The organism is Sphaerisporangium siamense, assembly GCF_014205275.1.
Taxonomy (GTDB): domain Bacteria; phylum Actinomycetota; class Actinomycetes; order Streptosporangiales; family Streptosporangiaceae; genus Sphaerisporangium; species Sphaerisporangium siamense.
Map to the genome: position 1 here is coordinate 8,443,390 of NZ_JACHND010000001.1, position 17,206 is coordinate 8,460,595.

The 17,206-nt window shown below is 72.9% G+C and carries 15 protein-coding genes; 9 read left to right on the forward strand and 6 right to left on the reverse strand.

Translation table 11 applies throughout. The features are described from left to right. The first annotated feature begins 4 nt into the window (after positions 1-4). Genes BJ982_RS37950 through BJ982_RS37970 form a run of 5 tightly spaced genes read left to right on the forward strand, consistent with a single transcriptional unit; the run spans position 5 to position 4,452 of the window. Positions 5-970 (forward strand): DUF389 domain-containing protein, encoded by a 966-nt coding sequence (locus BJ982_RS37950; protein ID WP_184888185.1) that lies wholly within the window; start codon positions 5-7, stop codon positions 968-970. 39 nt (positions 971-1,009) lie between these two features. Next, entirely contained in the window at positions 1,010-1,918 is a 909-nt protein-coding gene (locus BJ982_RS37955; protein WP_184888187.1) for an ABC transporter ATP-binding protein, read from the forward strand. Then, the gene (locus tag BJ982_RS37960) at positions 1,911-2,825 is read left to right on the forward strand and encodes an ABC transporter permease (RefSeq protein ID WP_184888189.1); all 915 of its coding nucleotides are present in this window, start codon (positions 1,911-1,913) and stop codon (positions 2,823-2,825) included. Before BJ982_RS37955 ends, BJ982_RS37960 begins: the two co-directional genes overlap by 8 nt. Further along, complete coding sequence (locus BJ982_RS37965; protein WP_184888191.1) at positions 2,822-3,739, forward strand: ABC transporter ATP-binding protein; 918 nt, start codon at positions 2,822-2,824, stop codon at positions 3,737-3,739. Before BJ982_RS37960 ends, BJ982_RS37965 begins: the two co-directional genes overlap by 4 nt. Beyond that, positions 3,736-4,452, forward strand: a complete 717-nt coding sequence (locus tag BJ982_RS37970; RefSeq protein ID WP_184888193.1) for an ABC transporter permease — start codon at positions 3,736-3,738, stop codon at positions 4,450-4,452. Before BJ982_RS37965 ends, BJ982_RS37970 begins: the two co-directional genes overlap by 4 nt. A 6-nt stretch (positions 4,453-4,458) precedes the next feature. On the opposite strand, the gene BJ982_RS37975 is transcribed toward BJ982_RS37970, so the two are convergent. Beyond that, the gene (locus tag BJ982_RS37975) at positions 4,459-4,809 is read right to left on the reverse strand and encodes a hypothetical protein (RefSeq protein WP_184888195.1); all 351 of its coding nucleotides are present in this window, start codon (positions 4,807-4,809) and stop codon (positions 4,459-4,461) included. 158 nt (positions 4,810-4,967) lie between these two features. Between BJ982_RS37975 and BJ982_RS37980 the strand changes: the two genes are divergently transcribed. Beyond that, positions 4,968-5,495 (forward strand): hypothetical protein, encoded by a 528-nt coding sequence (locus tag BJ982_RS37980; RefSeq protein WP_184888197.1) that lies wholly within the window; start codon positions 4,968-4,970, stop codon positions 5,493-5,495. A 104-nt stretch (positions 5,496-5,599) separates the two neighbouring features. On the opposite strand, the gene glmM is transcribed toward BJ982_RS37980, so the two are convergent. Genes glmM through rplM form a run of 3 tightly spaced genes read right to left on the reverse strand, consistent with a single transcriptional unit; the run spans position 5,600 to position 7,980 of the window. Next, positions 5,600-6,961 (reverse strand): phosphoglucosamine mutase, encoded by a 1,362-nt coding sequence (gene glmM / locus BJ982_RS37985; RefSeq protein WP_184888199.1) that lies wholly within the window; start codon positions 6,959-6,961, stop codon positions 5,600-5,602. Continuing rightward, positions 6,958-7,485: a 30S ribosomal protein S9 gene (rpsI, locus tag BJ982_RS37990; RefSeq protein ID WP_184888201.1), complete on the reverse strand. Its 528-nt coding sequence runs from the start codon at positions 7,483-7,485 to the stop codon at positions 6,958-6,960. The genes glmM and rpsI overlap by 4 nt, the downstream gene beginning before the upstream one ends. Before the next feature lie 51 nt (positions 7,486-7,536). After that, a complete protein-coding gene (gene rplM / locus BJ982_RS37995; protein ID WP_184608200.1) occupies positions 7,537-7,980 on the reverse strand; it encodes a 50S ribosomal protein L13 in 444 nt (147 codons plus the stop codon). Positions 7,981-8,454: 474 nt separating this feature from the next. On the opposite strand from rplM, the gene BJ982_RS38000 reads away from it, so the two are divergent. The 3 genes from BJ982_RS38000 (at position 8,455) to BJ982_RS38010 (ending at position 15,363) form a co-directional block, all read left to right on the forward strand. Then, complete coding sequence (locus tag BJ982_RS38000; protein ID WP_184888203.1) at positions 8,455-9,195, forward strand: CAP domain-containing protein; 741 nt, start codon at positions 8,455-8,457, stop codon at positions 9,193-9,195. A 1,079-nt stretch (positions 9,196-10,274) separates the two neighbouring features. After that, on the forward strand, positions 10,275-11,498 hold the full coding sequence (locus BJ982_RS38005; protein WP_184888205.1) for a hypothetical protein: 1,224 nt from the start codon (positions 10,275-10,277) through the stop codon (positions 11,496-11,498). 2,647 nt (positions 11,499-14,145) lie between these two features. Continuing rightward, positions 14,146-15,363 carry a hypothetical protein gene (locus tag BJ982_RS38010; RefSeq protein WP_184888207.1) on the forward strand — a complete coding sequence of 406 codons (1,218 nt, stop codon included), beginning with the start codon at positions 14,146-14,148 and terminating at the stop codon, positions 15,361-15,363. Between the two features lie 60 nt (positions 15,364-15,423). Here the strand turns inward: BJ982_RS38010 and truA are convergent, their stop codons facing one another. After that, positions 15,424-16,266 (reverse strand): tRNA pseudouridine(38-40) synthase TruA, encoded by an 843-nt coding sequence (truA, locus tag BJ982_RS38015; RefSeq protein ID WP_184889959.1) that lies wholly within the window; start codon positions 16,264-16,266, stop codon positions 15,424-15,426. Positions 16,267-16,605: 339 nt separating this feature from the next. Beyond that, positions 16,606-17,166: a 50S ribosomal protein L17 gene (gene rplQ, locus BJ982_RS38020; RefSeq protein ID WP_184888209.1), complete on the reverse strand. Its 561-nt coding sequence runs from the start codon at positions 17,164-17,166 to the stop codon at positions 16,606-16,608. Between the last annotated feature and the right edge of the window lie 40 nt (positions 17,167-17,206).

Genomic DNA, 17,206 nt, shown 5'->3' on the forward strand with positions numbered 1-17,206 from the left:
TGCGGTGCTGCACTTGAGGATCATCTGCCCGTGCGACCGCTCCGCCGAGGTCACCGGGATGCTGGAGTCCGCGACGGGGGTGACCAACGTCGTCGTGCTCCCGGGGGCGGGCCGCCGTCCCGAGGGCGACGTGATCCTCTTCGACGTGGCCAGGGAGGCCGCCAACGAGGTCCTGGCCCGCCTGAAGGAGCTCGGCGTGGCCGAGGAGGGCTCGATCGCGGTGGAGCGCGTGGACCTGTCCCTGTCCCGGGTCGCCGAGGAGGCCGAGGCGGAGGCCCCCGGCGCGCCCGAGGACGCGGTGGTCTGGGACGAGCTGGCCAGGCAGGTCTCGGCCGACGCCCGCATCACCTGGGCGTACCTGGCGTTCCTCGTCATCGCCACCCAGATCGCCGCGATCGGCGTGCTGCTCCCCTCGCTCATCCTCATCGTGGGCGCGATGGTCCTCGGGCCCGAGTTCGGGGCGGTGGCCGCCATCTCGTTCGGCCTGCTGCGCCGGGAGCCGCGGCTGATGGTGGCCGCCGCCCGCACGCTGGTGATCGGGTTCGCGGTCGCGATCGCCGTCACCTGCGCGTGCGCGCTGGCGGTGCGCGGGCTGGGGTGGATCGGCCCCGGCAGCCTGAACGGGCACGACGAGGTGACCTTCATCGTGAAGCCGGACAAGTGGGCGTTCATCGTGGCGCTGCTCGCCGGGGCGGCCGGGGTGCTGTCGGTGACGGCGGGCAAATCGTCGGCCCTGGTCGGCGTCTTCATCTCGGTCACGACCGTCCCCGCGGCCGGGTACGCGGCGGTCGCCGTCGCGCTCGGCAGGTGGCAGGAGGTCGCGGGCTCGGCGACGCAGTTGCTGGTGAACATCGCGGGCATGGCGACCGCGGGCACGATCACCCTGCTCGCGCAGCGGTTCTTCTGGGCCAGGTACGGCCTGCGTATCGCCCCACCCGCCAGGCGGATGAGGCGGAATTCCTCCGTCTGACGGAGGAACCGCGGTCCGGCGGTTGGATAGTGTCCGGTCATGACCATCCTCGCCACCGAGGGACTCACCAAACGCTTTCCGCGCGTGACGGCGCTGGACCGGCTCACCGTCACCGCCGGGGCCGGCGTCACCGGCCTGGTCGGGGCCAACGGCGCGGGAAAGTCCACACTCATCAAGATCTTGCTGGGGCTGCTGCCGCCCACCGAGGGCAGTGCGACGGTGCTCGGCCTGAGCCCCGCCACGCAGGCGCTGGAGATCCGCAGGTCCGTCGGCTACATGCCCGAGCACGACTGCCTCCCGCCCGACGTGTCCGCCACCGAGTTCACGGTGCACATGGCCCAGATGTCCGGCCTGCCGCGCAGCGCCGCCCGCGAGCGCGCCGCCGACACGCTGCGCCACGTCGGGCTGTACGAGGAGCGCTACCGGCCCATCGGCGGCTACTCCACCGGCATGCGTCAGCGGGTCAAGCTGGCCCAGGCCCTCGTCCACGACCCCCGGCTGGTCTTCCTGGACGAGCCCACCAACGGCCTCGACCCGCAGGGCCGCGACGAGATGCTCGCCCTGATCCGGCGCATCGGCGCCGAGTTCGGCATCAGCGTGGTCGTCACGTCCCACCTGCTCGGCGAGCTGGAGCGCGTCTGCGACCACGTGATCGTCATCGACGGGGGCCGCCTGCTGCGCTCGTCGGCCATCGGCGAGTTCACCCAGGCCACCCGGTCGATCACCGTCGAGGTCGAGGAGGGGCTGGAGGCCCTGGCCGAGCGGCTGACCTCCCTCGGGCAGTCCGTCACCGCGCACGGGCGCCTGCTGAGCGTGGACGCCGGCGCGCCCGCCACCTTCGACGTCGTCCGCGACGCCGTCGTCGACCTGGGCCTGTCCCTGGTCCGGCTGGAGCAGGGCCGCCACCGCATCGAGGACGTCTTCAGGGAGGAGTCCGCCAGTGTCTGAGCCGTCCCCCGCGGCGACGGTCCCCGGGTCCCCCGCCGCGCCCACCGGAGTCATCCACGACATCGGCTACCGCCACTACGAGGGCCGGCGGCTCGGCCGGGGCGCCTCGCTCGCCGCGCTGACCCTCCACAGCCTGCGTGGCCTGTTCGGGCTCGGCCGCACCGCACGCGCCAAGATCATGCCGTTCCTGCTGGCCGGGGTCATGATGCTGCCGGCCGTCGTGTCCATCGCGATCATGGTCGTGGTGAAGCAGCAGGGCGTCGCCTATCCGACGTTCGCGGTGGCCATGCAGGCCGTGCTCGCGGTCTTCCTCGCCGCGCAGGCGCCGTACCTGGTCGCGCCGGACCTGCGGTTCCGCGTGCTGCCGCTGTACCTGTCGCGCCCGGTGACGAGGGCCGACTACATCACGGCCAAGCTCGCCGCCATGGCGATCGCGATGTTCCTGCTCCTCGCCCTGCCGATCACCGTCACCTACATCGGCGAGCTGCTGGTCGACCTGCCCGGCCCGCCGCACACCAAGGAGTACTTCGCCGCGCTCGCCGGCGCGGTCGTCTTCGCGGTGCTGCTGGCGTGCGTGGGGGTCGCGATCGCCTCGTTCACCCCACGGCGCGGGCTCGGCGTCGCGGCGGTCATCGCGGTGTACCTGCTGGCCTCCGGCATCTCCGTCGTGCTCGTCGGCGTGCTGATGTCGGTCAGCCGTGACTCCGCCGCGGCCTGGGCGTGGCTGGTCAACCCGTTCTTCCTGGTGGACTGCCTCCAGGTCTGGCTGTTCGGCACCACGCCCAACAACGACGTCGGCTATCCCCCGGACATCGGCGGGCCCGTCGCCCTGGCGGCCATCGTGGCGTTGATCGCCCTGAGCGTGACCGCCCTCGTCCTCCGCTATCGCAAGGCGGCCGCATCATGATCATCGAACTCGGGCAGGTCTCCCGCTGGTACGGCAACGTGGTGGCGGTCAACGACGTCACGATGACCATCGGCCCCGGGGTGACCGGGCTGCTCGGCCCGAACGGCGCGGGAAAGTCCACGCTGCTGCACATGATGGCCGGCTTCCTGGCGCCCTCCACCGGCACGGCGACCCTCGACGGGAAGGCGATCTGGCGCAACCACCAGATCTACCGCTCCATCGGGCTGGTCCCCGAGCGCGAGGGCGTGTACGGCTTCCTGACCGGCTGGCAGTTCGTGCTGTCCAGCGCCCGCCTGCACCGCCTGCCGTCCCCGGAGGACGCCGCGGCCAAGGCCCTGGCCATGGTCGAGATGGAGGGCGCGAAGGACCGCCGCGTCGAGACCTACTCCAAGGGCATGCGCCAGCGGGTCAAGGTCGCCGCCGCGCTGGTCCACGACCCCAAGGTCCTGCTGTTGGACGAGCCGTTCAACGGCATGGACCCGCGCCAGCGCCTCCACCTGATGGACCTGGTCAGGGACCTCGGCGCCGCCGGGCGCACCATCCTGTTCAGCAGCCACATCCTGGAGGAGGTCGAGCGGGTCGCCCAGCACATCGAGGTGCTCGTCGCCGGACGCCACGCCGCCTCCGGCGACTTCCGCGAGATCCGCCGCCGCATGACCGACCGGCCCCACCTGTTCCGCGTGCGCTCCAGCGACGACCGGCGGCTGGCCGCCGCGCTGATCGCCGACGCCTCCTCGGGCGCGGTCTCCCTGGGCGCGGACGGCCTGGAGGTCCAGGCCGTGGACTTCCGCAGGTTCACCTGGCTGCTGCCGCGGGTCGCCCGCGACGCCGGCGTCTCGGTCTGGCAGGTCTCCCCCGCCGACGAGGACCTTGAGAGCGTCTTCTCCTACCTGATCTCCGGGAGCACCCGATGAACTCCGTCGTCGCCGGAATCACCTACCGCGCCGTGCTCGGGCGCCGCAGGGTGCTGTTGCTGCTCCTGCTGCCGCTCCTGCTCATCGGCCTGGCGATCCTGCTGCGCGCGCTCGGCAGCACCAGCGAGGACGCCGCCGTCCGCCTCATGCAGGTGTACGCCGTGGGCACGATGCTGCCGCTGCTCGGGCTGATCGCCGGGACCGGCACCATCGCGCCCGAGATCGACGACGGCACGATCATCCACCTGCTGTCCAAGCCGATCTCGCGGCCCGTGATCGCCGTCACCAAGTTCGCCGTGGCGGCCTCGCTGCTCGCGCTCTTCGCCGCCGTCCCCACCTACGTCGCCGGGTACATCATCCTCGGTAACGAGGCCGGCATCGCGGCGGGCTTCGCGCTCGGCGCGCTGGTCGGCGGCATCGCCTACGCGGGGGTGTTCCTGTTCCTCGGCGTCGTCACCCGGCACGCCGTCACCGTCGGCATCATCTACGCCGTGGTGTGGGAGAACCTCGTCGGCGGCTACGTGCAGGGCGCCAAGAACCTCTCGATCCAGCAGTGGGCGCAGACCATCGCCGCGCAGGTCAGCACGTCGAGCTTCTTCGAGGCCACGGTGAGCGCCGGCTTCGCCGTCCCCGCCGTGCTGATCGTCACGGTCGGCTCGGTGCTGTGGGCGGGCCGGCGGCTGCGCAGCGTCTCGCTCGCCGGCGAGGAGTGACGGCGCTCACCTGCGGAACATGAGGCGCACGCAGACGCCGATGGCGACGCAGCCGACCGCGAAGACCAGCAGCACGCTGGAGGCCACGAACCCCACCGCCCACAGCCCGGGGGTGTCGGCCGTCCGCGGCGACACCCCCTGCCACACCGCCAGGACGGGCTGGGGCGCCACGAACGGCACCAGCGCCGCCACGGCGGTCTTGACGGGCACGAACACGCCGAGCACGACTCCGGTGATGAGCACGGCGGCGAACATCCACGGGTACAGCAGGGAGCGGAAGAAGTAGCCGTCGGTTCCGGTGGCGGCGAGGATCCAGGTCGAAAGGGCCCCCGCGGCGAGCGAAACGACGGCGATCAACTGATGCCTGTACCGGTGGACCACGAGCATTCACCCTAAGGGACGCCGCCCCGCCCCCGAGCCGCCGGTACGGGAGAAAAGGCGCTTGAGTCTCCACCTACTGGAGGGTGGAGGGTTGCTCCTCGAAGGCATGACCCGACCGAGAGGAGATGACGATCATGGCGGATTCCGCGCGGGAAAGACGGCGGATCATCGACGCGTTCGTGGACGAGGCGTTCGCCGGCATCGCGCCGGACGCGCCGGGGGCGCGCATCGCCGAGGGCATGCGGGTGCTGCCCGACGAGCCGGACCGGCTCGGCCCCGAGAAGGCTCGGGCCTGGGAGGAGCTGGCCGAGTTGGTGGCGGACGACGACTTCCGTCGCCGCGTGCGCCAGATGGCCGTCGAGGGCGCCGAGGGCGGCGACGGCCAGGGGTACGACGTGCAGCCGGTCATCGAGCACGCGGGCGGCGCCGTGGCCGCGGGGGTCGCGCCCGGCTCCCCCGAGGGGCAGGAGATCCTCGGGAAGCTCATCCCGGCCGGAACTCCGGCGGCCGAGCGCGACCGCATGGCCACGCGGGTGGAGGTCTTCACCGACCGGCGGGTCGAGCGGTTCTGGGAGCTGATGGGCGTGCTCAATGACCGGCCGCCCTTTCCGAGCGGCGTCCCGGCGTTCGAGTGGTTCGCCGCCGCGCTACGGGCCCACTGAGCCCCGCCGAGCGCCGGACCCGTCAGGCAGGACGACGAAAGGCGGGGCCCTCCCGGGAAGGAGGACCCCGCCTTTCGCACGGGTTCCGACGGCCCGCCGGCAGGTCAGGCGCAGGTGACGCGCACGACCTCGGCCAGCCGTCCGGCGATGCGCTCGGCCTCGTCCTGGGACTCGGCCTCGACCATCACGCGGACCATCGGCTCGGTGCCGCTCGGCCTGATCACCACGCGGCCGGAGTCGCCGAGCGAGCTCTCCGCCTCCTGGACGGCGGAGGCCAGCTCCGCGGACGTCGCGGCCTTGATCTTGGACACGTCGCGCACGTTGACCAGCACCTGCGGCAGCCGGGTCATGACCGAGGCCAGGTCTCCCAGGGAGCGGCCCGACCGCGCGACCTGCGCGAGCAGGTGCAGCGAGGTGAGGAGGCCGTCCCCGGTCGTCGCGTGGTCGAGCATCACGACATGGCCGGACTGCTCGCCGCCGAAGTTGTACCCCCCTGCCTTCATCGCCTCCAGCACGTACCGGTCGCCGACCGCGGTCTCCACCATGGTCAGCCCGGCCTTGCGCATGGCGATCTTGAAGCCGAGGTTGGACATGATCGTGGCCACGACCGTGTCCTTGGCCAGCGTGCCGTCCTCGTGCATGGCCAGCGCCAGGACCGCCATGATCTGGTCGCCGTCCACCACCTCGCCGGACGCCGTCACGGCCAGACAGCGGTCGGCGTCGCCGTCATAGGCCACGCCCGCGTCGGCGCCGCCCTCCACGACGGCCGCGCGCAGCGCGTCCAGGTGGGTGGACCCGACGCCCTCGTTGATGTTGAGGCCGTCGGGCGCGGCGCCGATGGTCTCCACCACGGCGCCCGCGCGGCGCAGCGCCTCGGGGGCGACCATGTGGGCGGCGCCGTGCGCGCAGTCGACGACCAGGCGCAGGCCTTCCAGGCGGCCTTCGACGCTCGTCAGGACGTGCGAGACATAACGGTCGGCCTCGCCGTAGGCGTCGCGCACGCGGCCGACGGCGGCGCCCACCGGACGGTTCCACTTCTCACCGAGCCGCCGCTCGATGTCGTTCTCCACCGCGTCCGGCAGCTTGAAGCCGCCGCGGGCGAAGAACTTGATGCCGTTGTCCGGCGCCGGGTTGTGCGAGGCGGACAGCATGACCCCGAGGTCGGCGCCGAGCGCCGACGTGAGGTAGGCGACGGCCGGGGTGGGCAGCACGCCGAGGCGCAGCACGTCCACTCCAGACGACGCGAGGCCGGCGACCACCGCGGCCTCCAGAAATTCTCCGGAGGCGCGAGGGTCCCGGCCCACGACGGCGACCGGGCGGCCACGCCGCCCGACGCTCGACTCGAATGCTCCGGCGTCCCCGAGGACATGAGCCGCCGCGACCGACAGGTCCATGGCGAGCTCGGCCGTGAGGTCGCGGCCCGCGACCCCACGGACTCCGTCGGTGCCGAACAGCCGGCCCGTCAACGCTTGCTGTACTGAGGAGCCTTGCGGGCCTTCTTGAGACCGTACTTCTTGCGCTCCTTCTCCCGGGCGTCGCGGGTGAGGAAGCCGGCCTTCTTCAGCGGCGGGCGGTTGGTCTCGGTGTCCAGCGCGGTCAGCGCGCGGGCGAGGCCCATGCGCAGGGCGCCGGCCTGACCGGTCACGCCGCCGCCGTCGATGCGGGCGAAGACGTCGAACTGCTCCTCGGCACCGAGCGTCACGAAGGGCTCGTTGACGATCTGCTGGTGCACCTTGTTGGGGAAGTAGTTCTCCAGCGAGCGACCGTTGATGGTCCACTTGCCGGTGCCCGGCACGATGCGGACCCGGGCGATCGCTTCCTTGCGACGGCCGGTGCCGTACGAGTTGCCCGTGGTGATGGGCTTACGCGCGGCGACGTCACTGCTCGGAGCGGACTCGCTGGTGTACTCGGACGGGAACTCCTCAGCGGAGGTCTCCGCAAATTCCAGCTCGCCCTCGAAGGGCGTCTCGACACCGGTGGGCTCGGCCACGGTTCTCCTCTAACTTTCGATCTATCGGCGTCAGCCGTCGGCCAACGGTGGCTACTGGGCGATCTTGGTGAGCTCGAAGGGGACCGGCTGCTGCGCCTGGTGCGGGTGCTCGGCGCCGGCGTAGACCTTGAGCTTCTTGGCCATCTTCCGGCCGAGGGAGTTCTTGGGCAGCATGCCCTTCACGGCCTTCTCGACGGCGCGGTCCGGCCGCTTCTCCATCAGCTCGGCGTAGGAGACCGAGCGGAGGCCGCCGGGGTAGCCCGAGTGGCGGTACGCCTTCTTCTGCTCCAGCTTGTTGCCGGTCAGGGCCACCTTGTCGGCGTTGATGACGATGACGAAGTCACCGGTGTCGACATGCGGCGCGAAGATCGGCTTGTGCTTACCGCGGAGCAGCGTCGCGACCTGGGTGGCCAGCCGACCCAGCACGACGTCGGTGGCGTCGATGACGTACCACTGACGCTCTACGTCGGTGGCCTTAGGGGTGAACGTGCGCACGGTGGTAAGCCTTCTGTCGGATTGACATCATCTCGGTAGGTCGTGGGCGGGCGCACGACAGCCCAGACCATCCGTCTCCTCGAACAGGGAGATGACGCCGGACGCGCCGCGCATCGGTCACGACAGACCGATCCACACACAACAAATGAGCAGACTACCGGCGACACGTGCACGGGTCAAAACGAGAACGCCGCGACGACGCGTCACCAGGTCCGCGCTTCCAGCGTACCGGCCGCCGCCACGGAGTCCCAGAGGACACGGGCGCCGGGTCGTGGGAATTCCGGTTTGGCACGCATCGCGGAGTTCCCTGTCCGAAACCCGGTACAGAATCAGATTCGGACGCCCTTTCCGCGACAAAAACCCGTCCCCGGCGTCTCTTCTGTAACATGAGCTGACCTCTCTATATTTGGCAGCGGCATGAGTCAGCGCCCCACCCCCAGAAACGCCCAGAGGTTCCCCCCGAGGCGGACCCACGTGGGCCTGCTGGCATGCCTGACGGCGGCCCTGCTCGCCGGCATCGTCGTCTCCCGCCTCGACCCGCCCGAGCCCCCCGCCGTCGAGGTCTACCTGCAGACCGGCACACCCGCGCCCACCCCCGAACGTGGCCGCCTGCTGGCCGCGCCCGAGGTCGCCGCCACCGAACTGGCGCCGCTCGGCCGCGTGCTCCGCCCGAGCGCCCCCTCCACCGGCGCGCCGCGTCCCCACCCCACGCCCAGCAGGTCCGCCAAGCCCCGCGACACCATCGACGGAACCGGGTCGCGCATCCCCTCCGACGCCCAGGTGGGCACGGCCAGCGGCAGCGAGCAGACCGGGCCGCCCGAGGGCGCCCTGCCCGCGTCCCGCCTGGAGGCGGCGGCCGTCGCGCTCACCAACCGGGAACGGACCCGCAAAGGCTGCGCGCCCCTGCGCGTCGATCCCCGCCTCGCCCGCGCCGCCCGCGCCCACAGCCGCGACATGGCCGCGCGCAACTACTTCGGCCACACCTCCTCCGACGGCGGCAGCCCGTGGGACCGCATGGCCCGCGCCGGATACAGCGCCAGCGCCGCCGAGAACATCGCCCGCGGCTACCAGAGCGCCGAGGAGGCCGTGCGCGGCTGGATGGCCGACAGAGGCCACCGCAGGAACATCCTGAACTGCCAGATCAAGACGGTGGGCATCGGCGTCGCCTACGGCTCCGGGGACATCTGGTGGACCCAGGACTTCGGCTATTCCTGACCTGTTATGTCGCGGCGCCGGGCTACTCTCGGCGCATGGGTTACCCCGGGGATCAGCCGCAACGCCGTCAGCCTTACCGCCCGTACGAGCCGCAGGAGCCCTCGGGGTCACGCGGCTCGGAAGAACGCCCCGAAGAGCGCACCGGCCCCTCCGTGCCGTGGCCGACCCTCCCCCCGCCCGAAGAGAGCGAGCCCGGGCGACGCCCCATGTCCCGCATGGAAGAGCGCCGCAGGCGCGCGCAGGGTACGCCCACGGACGCCCCCCTGGGCGCCTCCCCCTTCGGAGCCCCCGCCACCGGCGAGTCCCCGGACACCCGTGGCACGGGCGGCTTCTTCGGGCGCCACCCCGGCGAAGGCTCCACCACGAACCCCGACCCGCACGGCACCCCCCGCCCAGCCACGGAGACAGGCCCTCAACCGTTCCCCAACCCGGCAGGCACCCCCTTCGGCACCTCCGGCCCTCCGGGAAACACCGGCCCATTCGGCTCGTCCGGCCTTCCCGGAAACACCGGCCCATTCGGCACGTCCGACCATCAGGGAAACGCCGGACCACTCGGGCCGTCCGGAACCAACGGCGGACCACTCGGGCCGTCCGGAGCTAACGGCGGACCACTCGGCCCATCCGGAGCGAACGGCGGGCCGTTCGGCTCGTCGGGGCCGAACGCCGGGCCGCTCGGCTCGTCCGGCGTTCAGGGGAACGCCGCGCCATTCGGCTCGCCTGGTGTTCAGAGCAACGCCGGGCCGTCCGGCCTTCAGGGGAACGCCGGCGGTCCGGGGGTCACCGGCCTGCCTGGTGGGAGCGGGGCGGCAGGCTCGGGGACGGGAAGCTTCGGTGCTTCTGCGGCGGGCCCGGGGCGTGGCTCCGGCTTCCAGGGGGACCCGCTGTTCTCCAAGGACTTCCGCTTCGGCGACACCCCGTCCGCGAGCGGCACCGGCCACGGACAGACCGGACCGAACGACCAGAGCGCCCCCAACCCCGGCACCGGCTCTCTCCCCTCGAACCCGTTGTCTTCGAACCCCCTGACACCGAACCCGCTGGCCTCGAATTCCCCGCCGCCGAATCCCCTGTCTTCGAACCCCTTGTCTTCGGGCGATCCTCTGTCCGGGAGCCCGAACGGCTTCGGGGGCGGGCGCGCCTCCGGCTCGCCCCGGGAACGTGGCGGCGTCTTCGCGGAGCCGGACGGCCCCACGCCGTTCAACCAGCCCTTCGAACGCGTCTTCGGCAAGCCGGACTCCCGGCCGTACGAATCCCCCCAGGCCCCGGACTCCGCGTCACCCCAGACCCCGGCCTCCGCGTTCGAGCCGCCCCGGGCCCCGAGCCGTCCCTTCGAGTCCGCGCAGTCCCAGCCCGAGTCGTTCGGAGGCGGCCGGGCGCCGAACCGTCCCTTCGAGGCGTCGCCGGGCAGACCCGCCGGCGACTCCGAGACCCCCGGCGCCGAGGAGCGCCCGTTCGAGGCGTTCGCGCCGCAGAGCTCCGACCCCTTCTCGCGCCTGCGGAAGGACGACCGTCCGTCCAAGGGCGAGCCGCCGCCTCCTCCCATGGAGACGCGCAGGTCGGAGCCCGAGCCCGACGACCGGCGTTCCCGGGCGCCGCTGATCGTCGGCGGCGGCCTGGTGGGTCTGATCGGCGCGGTCGTCGCGGCCGTCATGTTCCTGAACAGCCTCGATGATCCGCCGACGACGTCCGCCGTCCCCAACACCCGCCCGAGCGCGCAGGCTCCTATGGTCACGGGCAACGACGACAAGTACGGGTTCGCGGCCTCACGGAAGACCGACCCCCAGCCGCTGACGCTGAAGGAGGTCTTCGGCCGCAGGACGGTGACCGCGCACGGCCGGTCCTATCTGATGACGGTGCGCCGGACGGACAAGAAGTGCGGCGACGCGGTGCACGGCACGGGGATCCAGAAGGCCCTCAAGGCGGGGGGCTGCACGCAGTTCCTGCGCGCCAGCTTCCGCGACAAGCGGGGCAACCTCATCGGGACGGTCGGCGTGGGGAACCTGAAGACGGCGGCCGCCGCGAAGAAGGCCGGGAAGACCGGGACGGGGGACGAGCTGGCGGACTACGTCACGCCGCTCCCCGGCAAGGACACCGCGACGAAGCTGCTCGGCGGTCCCGGGGAGTCCTTCGCCGCCGCCTGGCCGCAGGGGCACTACCTCGTCATGCTGTGGTTCCAGTACAAGGACGGGCACAAGCCCTCCAAGAGCGAGATGAAGCAGCTCAACCGGGCCGCTCTCGACATCACGGAGGCGACGGTGTTCGCGGCTTTGGACACGCGCGCCCTTACCGGAGCGAAAACCAATTGATACTTGATTACCCCAAAAACCCACATAACCGCACAGATCGGGTGGTGACCTAGACCCGGAAACGCCCATACCGGTATGCCGATCTCCGACTGTGGATACGCTTCCGCGTATGCGTGGCCAGGATTCCGGATCCGAGCACGAGCGAGAGACCGAGAGTTCGGGGGCTCCGGCGATGCCGCCCCCGAGCTTCGGACAGGCGCATCAGCCCGTGCCGCGGACCGAACACGACACGAAGAACCCCGCCTCACCACACCCGCAGGCGAGGTCCCACGACACATCCCCTGACCACTCGCCCTTCCCGGCACCTCCCACGGACGGACAGACGCGCCCAGGCATGCCGAGCAAGCACTCCAAGCCCCCCGAGCCCACCCCGGCACCTCCGCCCCCGGGCCCCCCGTCCCCGATGAACGCCCCCCAATCCTGGGGCCAAGCATCCCCCCAGACGCCTCCAGCGGACACCGCTCAAGGCAACCCCGCCCCCTCGGGCCGGACACCAGGCCAGGCGCCCGCCGAAGACACCCGACGGGGCAACCCCGCGCCATCGAGCCAGGCACCAGGCCAGATGCCCACTGATGACACCAGACGGGGCAACCCCATGCCGTCGGGCCAGGCACCCGCCGGGGACATCAGACAGGGCAACCCCGCGCCACGGAGCCAGGCACCAGGTCAGGCGCCCGCAGGGGGCACGCGGCGGGCGTGGGGGCGGGGTGAGGCGCAACCGTGGCCCGCCGCGGAGCGGTTCCCCGGCGAGCAGGACTGGTTCGGTCCGTCCGATCCTCTGGACGACACCCCCGCCTCCCGGACCCCGAGCACCCCACCCTGGCCCGGCACCGGCCAGGCCGCCGCCGGACCTTCCCCGGCGTCGCCGGCCATGCCGAACCCTGACCAGACGATGCCCAGGACGGCGGGCGGCCCGCCAGGCGACCTCTTTCCGCTGAGCCCCTCCCGCGAATCGCTACTGGACCAAACCCGCCCCGGCGGCACGCTCCCCGCCTTCCCCCCCGTCGATCCCCCCGTCCCCGGGACCGGGCAGGGCGCCCCCACCACGCAAGGCACTGGAATCCCCCCGGCGTCAGCCGCCCCCGCCATTCCGGCCGCGCCCGGCATCGGGATCACCACTGGCGTTCCCGCCATGCCCGGCGTCCCAGGCACTACTGGCACTCCGGCCACGCCCGCCGTTCCGGGGGCTCCCGCCATGCCCGGCGCTCACGGGGCTCCGGCCATGCCGGGCACTCCAGGGGTTCCCGCCATGCCCGGCACTCCAGGGACTCCCGCCATATCGGGCAGTCCGGTCAATTCGGCCACGCCGAACGTTCTTAGCCCGACCTCCATGCCAGCCGTGCCTGATACTTCAGCCCCGACCATGTCGAGCCAATCACCGGCGTCGATCCCCCCGGTGACACCGGCACCATCGGCGGGTTGGGCGCAGTCGCCGGCTGAGCACGCGAGGCCGGTACGGCCCGGCGAGCCGGGGGACGTGCCCGTCTGGCCCCTTGAGCCCAGCCCCGCCAAACGAGCTTCACAGGACGTCGGTGGCGAGTTGCCCGGCCGTGCCGTCGCGGGTGGTGAGCGTTCTCCAGGGGAGCCGTCAGGACGGCCGTCCCCGGTCGATGCGGAGGTCCCGTCGCCGTCGAAGCCCGAGCCTGCCGGGCCGGGCGGTCCGGCGACTCCTGGTCCCAGACCCTCGCCGGTTCCCCCGCCGTCTCCCGGCCCCGCCCCGACGCCGACCGTGCCCGCGCCGTCGCCTCCGCCGGTCCCCACTCCGTCGATTCCGGCGCCGCGCCCGGCCGCGGCCGCGACGCTGCCCGCGGCCGATTCCTCGCGCCCGACGGCCCCGGAATCCCCCTCCTCCCATCAACTCCCGGCCGTCCAGCCCGGAACGCAGCCACCGTCACGTGAACAATCCCCGACCACCCAGAACGCAGCGCAACCACCGGCAGGTGCGCAGTTGCCGTCCGTCCAGGACGCAGCGCAGCCACCGCCAGGTGCACAGTTCCCGGCCCCCCAGGACGCAGCGCAACCACCGGCGGGTGCGCAGTTCCCGGCCGCCCAGGACGGAGCACGGCCACCGGCCGATGTGCGGTCCCCGGCCGACCGGCAAGGGGAGGGGGCTTCGGGAGGGGAGCGGAAGGGCGTTCCGCTGCTTCCGCGCTCGCAGGCGGGGCCGCCGCCGAAGCCCGCGACGACGTCGGGGCGGGTTCCGGGCACGCCCTTGCCTCCCGCGCCGGTGACCCTCCCTCCCTGGCCGGGTTCGGCCCGGCGGGACAGCGGCGCTTCGCAGACGTCATCCCCCACGCCCCCGGCCGCTCCCCCAGGGACTCCCACCGGACCGCCCCCTTCGGCGGCTCCTTCCGGCGCGGGCGGTGGGTCAGGTCCGGAGCGCGTGGGTGGACTCACGGCGGGTCCGGCCGCGCCTCCGCCGCCTGGTACGCCGCTTCCGCCGGCGCCGGTGACCAGTGACGCCCTGAGCCGGACGCCGCACTCCGGGCCCACCGAGGCTCCGGGCGCGCCTGGTAACAGGCCCAAGGACGTCTTGGGCCCAGCCCCCACAAACAGCGAGATAAGGACCGATTCCGGTACGGCACGGCTACGGCCCCCGCCGGCCCCCGGCACCCCGCTTCCGCCCGCGCCGCGAAACCTGTCCCTGGTGCCGCCCCTGGGCTCGGAGCCCCAGCGCCCAGGCGCCAGGTCCGCGCCCTCCGGCGACGCCTTTCCCCTTGCGTCGCCGATCCCCACGGCGCCCGCACCATCACCGGCCTCAGCGCCCCTCCCCGCCGCCGGCTCCCCCACGACGCCGACGGCCATCCCACCGGGCACCGGCTCCGCGCCCCCGTCCGCCGCCACGCCCGGCACCGGCCCGAACGGCCCCGCCGTCACGCCGGTCCCTGGCCCGAACGGCCCGCCCGTCGTGGGGCCGAACGGCCCCGGCGTCGCGCCGTCCACCGGCCCGGGTGACGTCGCGTCCGCCAAGGAGCTCCTCCCGGCCCGCTCGGCCGCGCTCGCGACGGGGACGGGCGTCGACGTGAACCGGGCGCAGGCCGGGCAGCCGGGGGCCTCGGGGGCCGTGCCGGAACGGCCGCCGTTCGTCCCGCCCGGCGCGGTCCCCCCGCCGGAGCCGCCGTCCGGCGCGCCCGAAGGGAACTCGCGCAAGCGGGTGGTGCTGGTCGCGGGCGTGGCCGTCGCGGTCGCGGCGGTGGGCACGGCCGCCGTGTTCGGCTACCAGGCGCTCAACCGGGACAGCGCTCCGGTGAGCCTGCCCGAGCCGCTGCCGTCCGTCGACGTCGTGATCCCCGAGCCCACGGACCTGGCCTCGCCCGAGCCGTCCCCGGTCGTGACCACGGTGCTCAACTCCGAGAAGACCGACCCCAAGAAGCTGACGCTGAAGGAGGCGTTCTCCCAGCAGAAGGTGACGGTCCAGGGCCGCGCCTACGTCCGCGCCAAGGTCGATCTCACCGCCCAGTGGCAGAAGGCCGCGGTCGGGACGTTCGCCACGGCGCTGAAGAAGGCCGGGTGCACGCGGGTGCTGCGGGCGACGTACGTGGACGGCAAGCGGCGTTACGCCGTCACGACCGGCATCGCGGTGTTCCCCACCAAGCAGGCCGCCGTCGCCGTGGACAAGAAGAAGGACCTGGCGAAGACGGTCTGGTTCCGCGGCCTGGCGGGCGACGCGGGCAGCGGCGCGGACAAGGCGGACATCGCCGGCGGGTACGCGTCCGGGCTGGTCTGGGGACGCTACATCATCTTCAGCTTCGCGACCTACGCCGACGGCCACACCCCCACCGCCGCCGAGAAGGACCTCGCCCCGATCAGCGGCGCCTTCCGCGACCAGACCGCCAAGGTGATCCAGAAGCGCCTCACCGGCTGACAAAAGGCCGGGCGCGCCCGGGACGCGCCTCGACCGCTGACCGGTCCCACGGGGACGGGTTCAGCGGTCGAGGGTGCGGACGCGGCGGGTCCGCCGGGCCCGGTCGCTCAGGTCCTCGGGCGCGGGGTAGCGGACCTCTTCGAGGCACAGGCCGTGGGCGGGGGCGACGCTGACGCCGGAGTCGCGGACGGCGTTGACGAGCACGGTGCCCGGCCATTCGACGGGCCGGTTGCCCTCGCCGACGGCGAGCAGCGCCCCGACGAGCGCGCGGACCATGGAGTGGCAGAAGGCGTCGGCCACGACCGTGGCCACGAGGAGCCCGCCGGGCTCGCGGGCCCATTCCAGGCGCTGGAGCTCCCGGATCGTGGTGGCCCCCTCGCGCCGCTTGCAGAAGGCCGCGAAGTCGTGCTCGCCGACGAGCCGGGCCGCCGCCGCGTTCATCCGGCCGACGTCCAGCGGCCGGGGGTACCAGAGGATCTCGTTCCTGCGCAGCGGGTCCACGCCCCCGGGCGCGTCGCCCACCCGGTAGGCGTACCGGCGGGACAGGGCGGAGAAACGTGCGTCGAAGCCCTCAGGAGCCTCCGTGACGGCCTGCACCCGCACGTCCAGGGGCAGTAGGCCCGCCAGCCGCCGCGTCAGCGCAGAGAGCCGCTGAGCGGTGCTCGACGGGGTCGTGGCGCGGCGTCCCTCGACCGCGCTCAGGGAGGCGGCGGGCACGTCGACGTGGACGACCTGCCCGCGCGCGTGGACGCCCGCGTCCGTACGGCCGGCGACGGTCAGCGACGGAGGCGGGTCCAGGCGCAGGACGCGGCCGAGCGCCTTCTCCAACTCGCCCTGCACGGTGCGCAGGCCCGGCTGCCGCGCCCACCCGAAGAAGTCCGTGCCGTCGTAGGCGAGATCCATCCGGAGCCGTACGAGCGCCTCGTCGCCGCCCTCGGCCGTCGTCGCGCTCTCGGGGGCGCGGCTCCCCAGCTCCCGGCCGTCACCGGCGGAGACCGGCGGCTCGACGGCCGGGGACGCGGGCGCGCCGGGCCCGGCGCCGGAGAAGACCTCCGCGGCGGCTACGGGTGTCGCGGGGGCGGTTCCCGGGGTGGCGGGAAGGTGGGGCGGGTTCGTCATCGCGGGCTCCTCTCGCGTGGGGTACGGCGGAACGCCACGGGCCCAGCACACCGGTGAGGTGCGCTGGGCCCGTGCACGATCGACCAACGGCCGGGAAGAGGCCCCGGCCTCACGACTGCCCGATCAGGCCTCGTCCTTCTTGGACTCGGTCTTCTCGTCCGCGGGCGCGTCCTCGTCGGAGGCGGCGTCGGCGGGAGCGGAGTCCGCCGGGGCCGCGTCGGCCGGGGCGTCCTCGGCGCGCACGTCCTCCGCGGGAAGCTCGACGACCTCTTCGGCGGGCGCCGGCGCGGCGGCCGGAGCCGTACGGGTCACCGTGGCGGCGTTCAGCGGCTCGCTCACCAGCTCGATCAGCGCCATCGGGGCGTTGTCGCCCTTGCGGGGGCCGAGCTTGGTGATGCGGGTGTAGCCACCGGGACGCGCGGCGAAGGTCGGCGCGATCTCGGTGAAGAGGTGGTGGACGACGCCCTTGTCCTTGACCACGGTCAGAACCTGGCGACGGTTGTGGATGTCGCCCTTCTTGGCCTTGGTGATGAGACGCTCGGCCACCGGCCTGAGGCGCTTGGCCTTGGCCTCGGTGGTGCGGATGCGGCCGTGCTGGAACAGCTGGGTGGCGAGGTTCGCCAGGATCAGCCGCTCGTGGGCGGGGCTGCCGCCGAGGCGTGCACCCTTCGCGGGCTTGGGCATGGTGTCTCCTTTGAGATAACCCGCACCGGCCGTGTCAGGT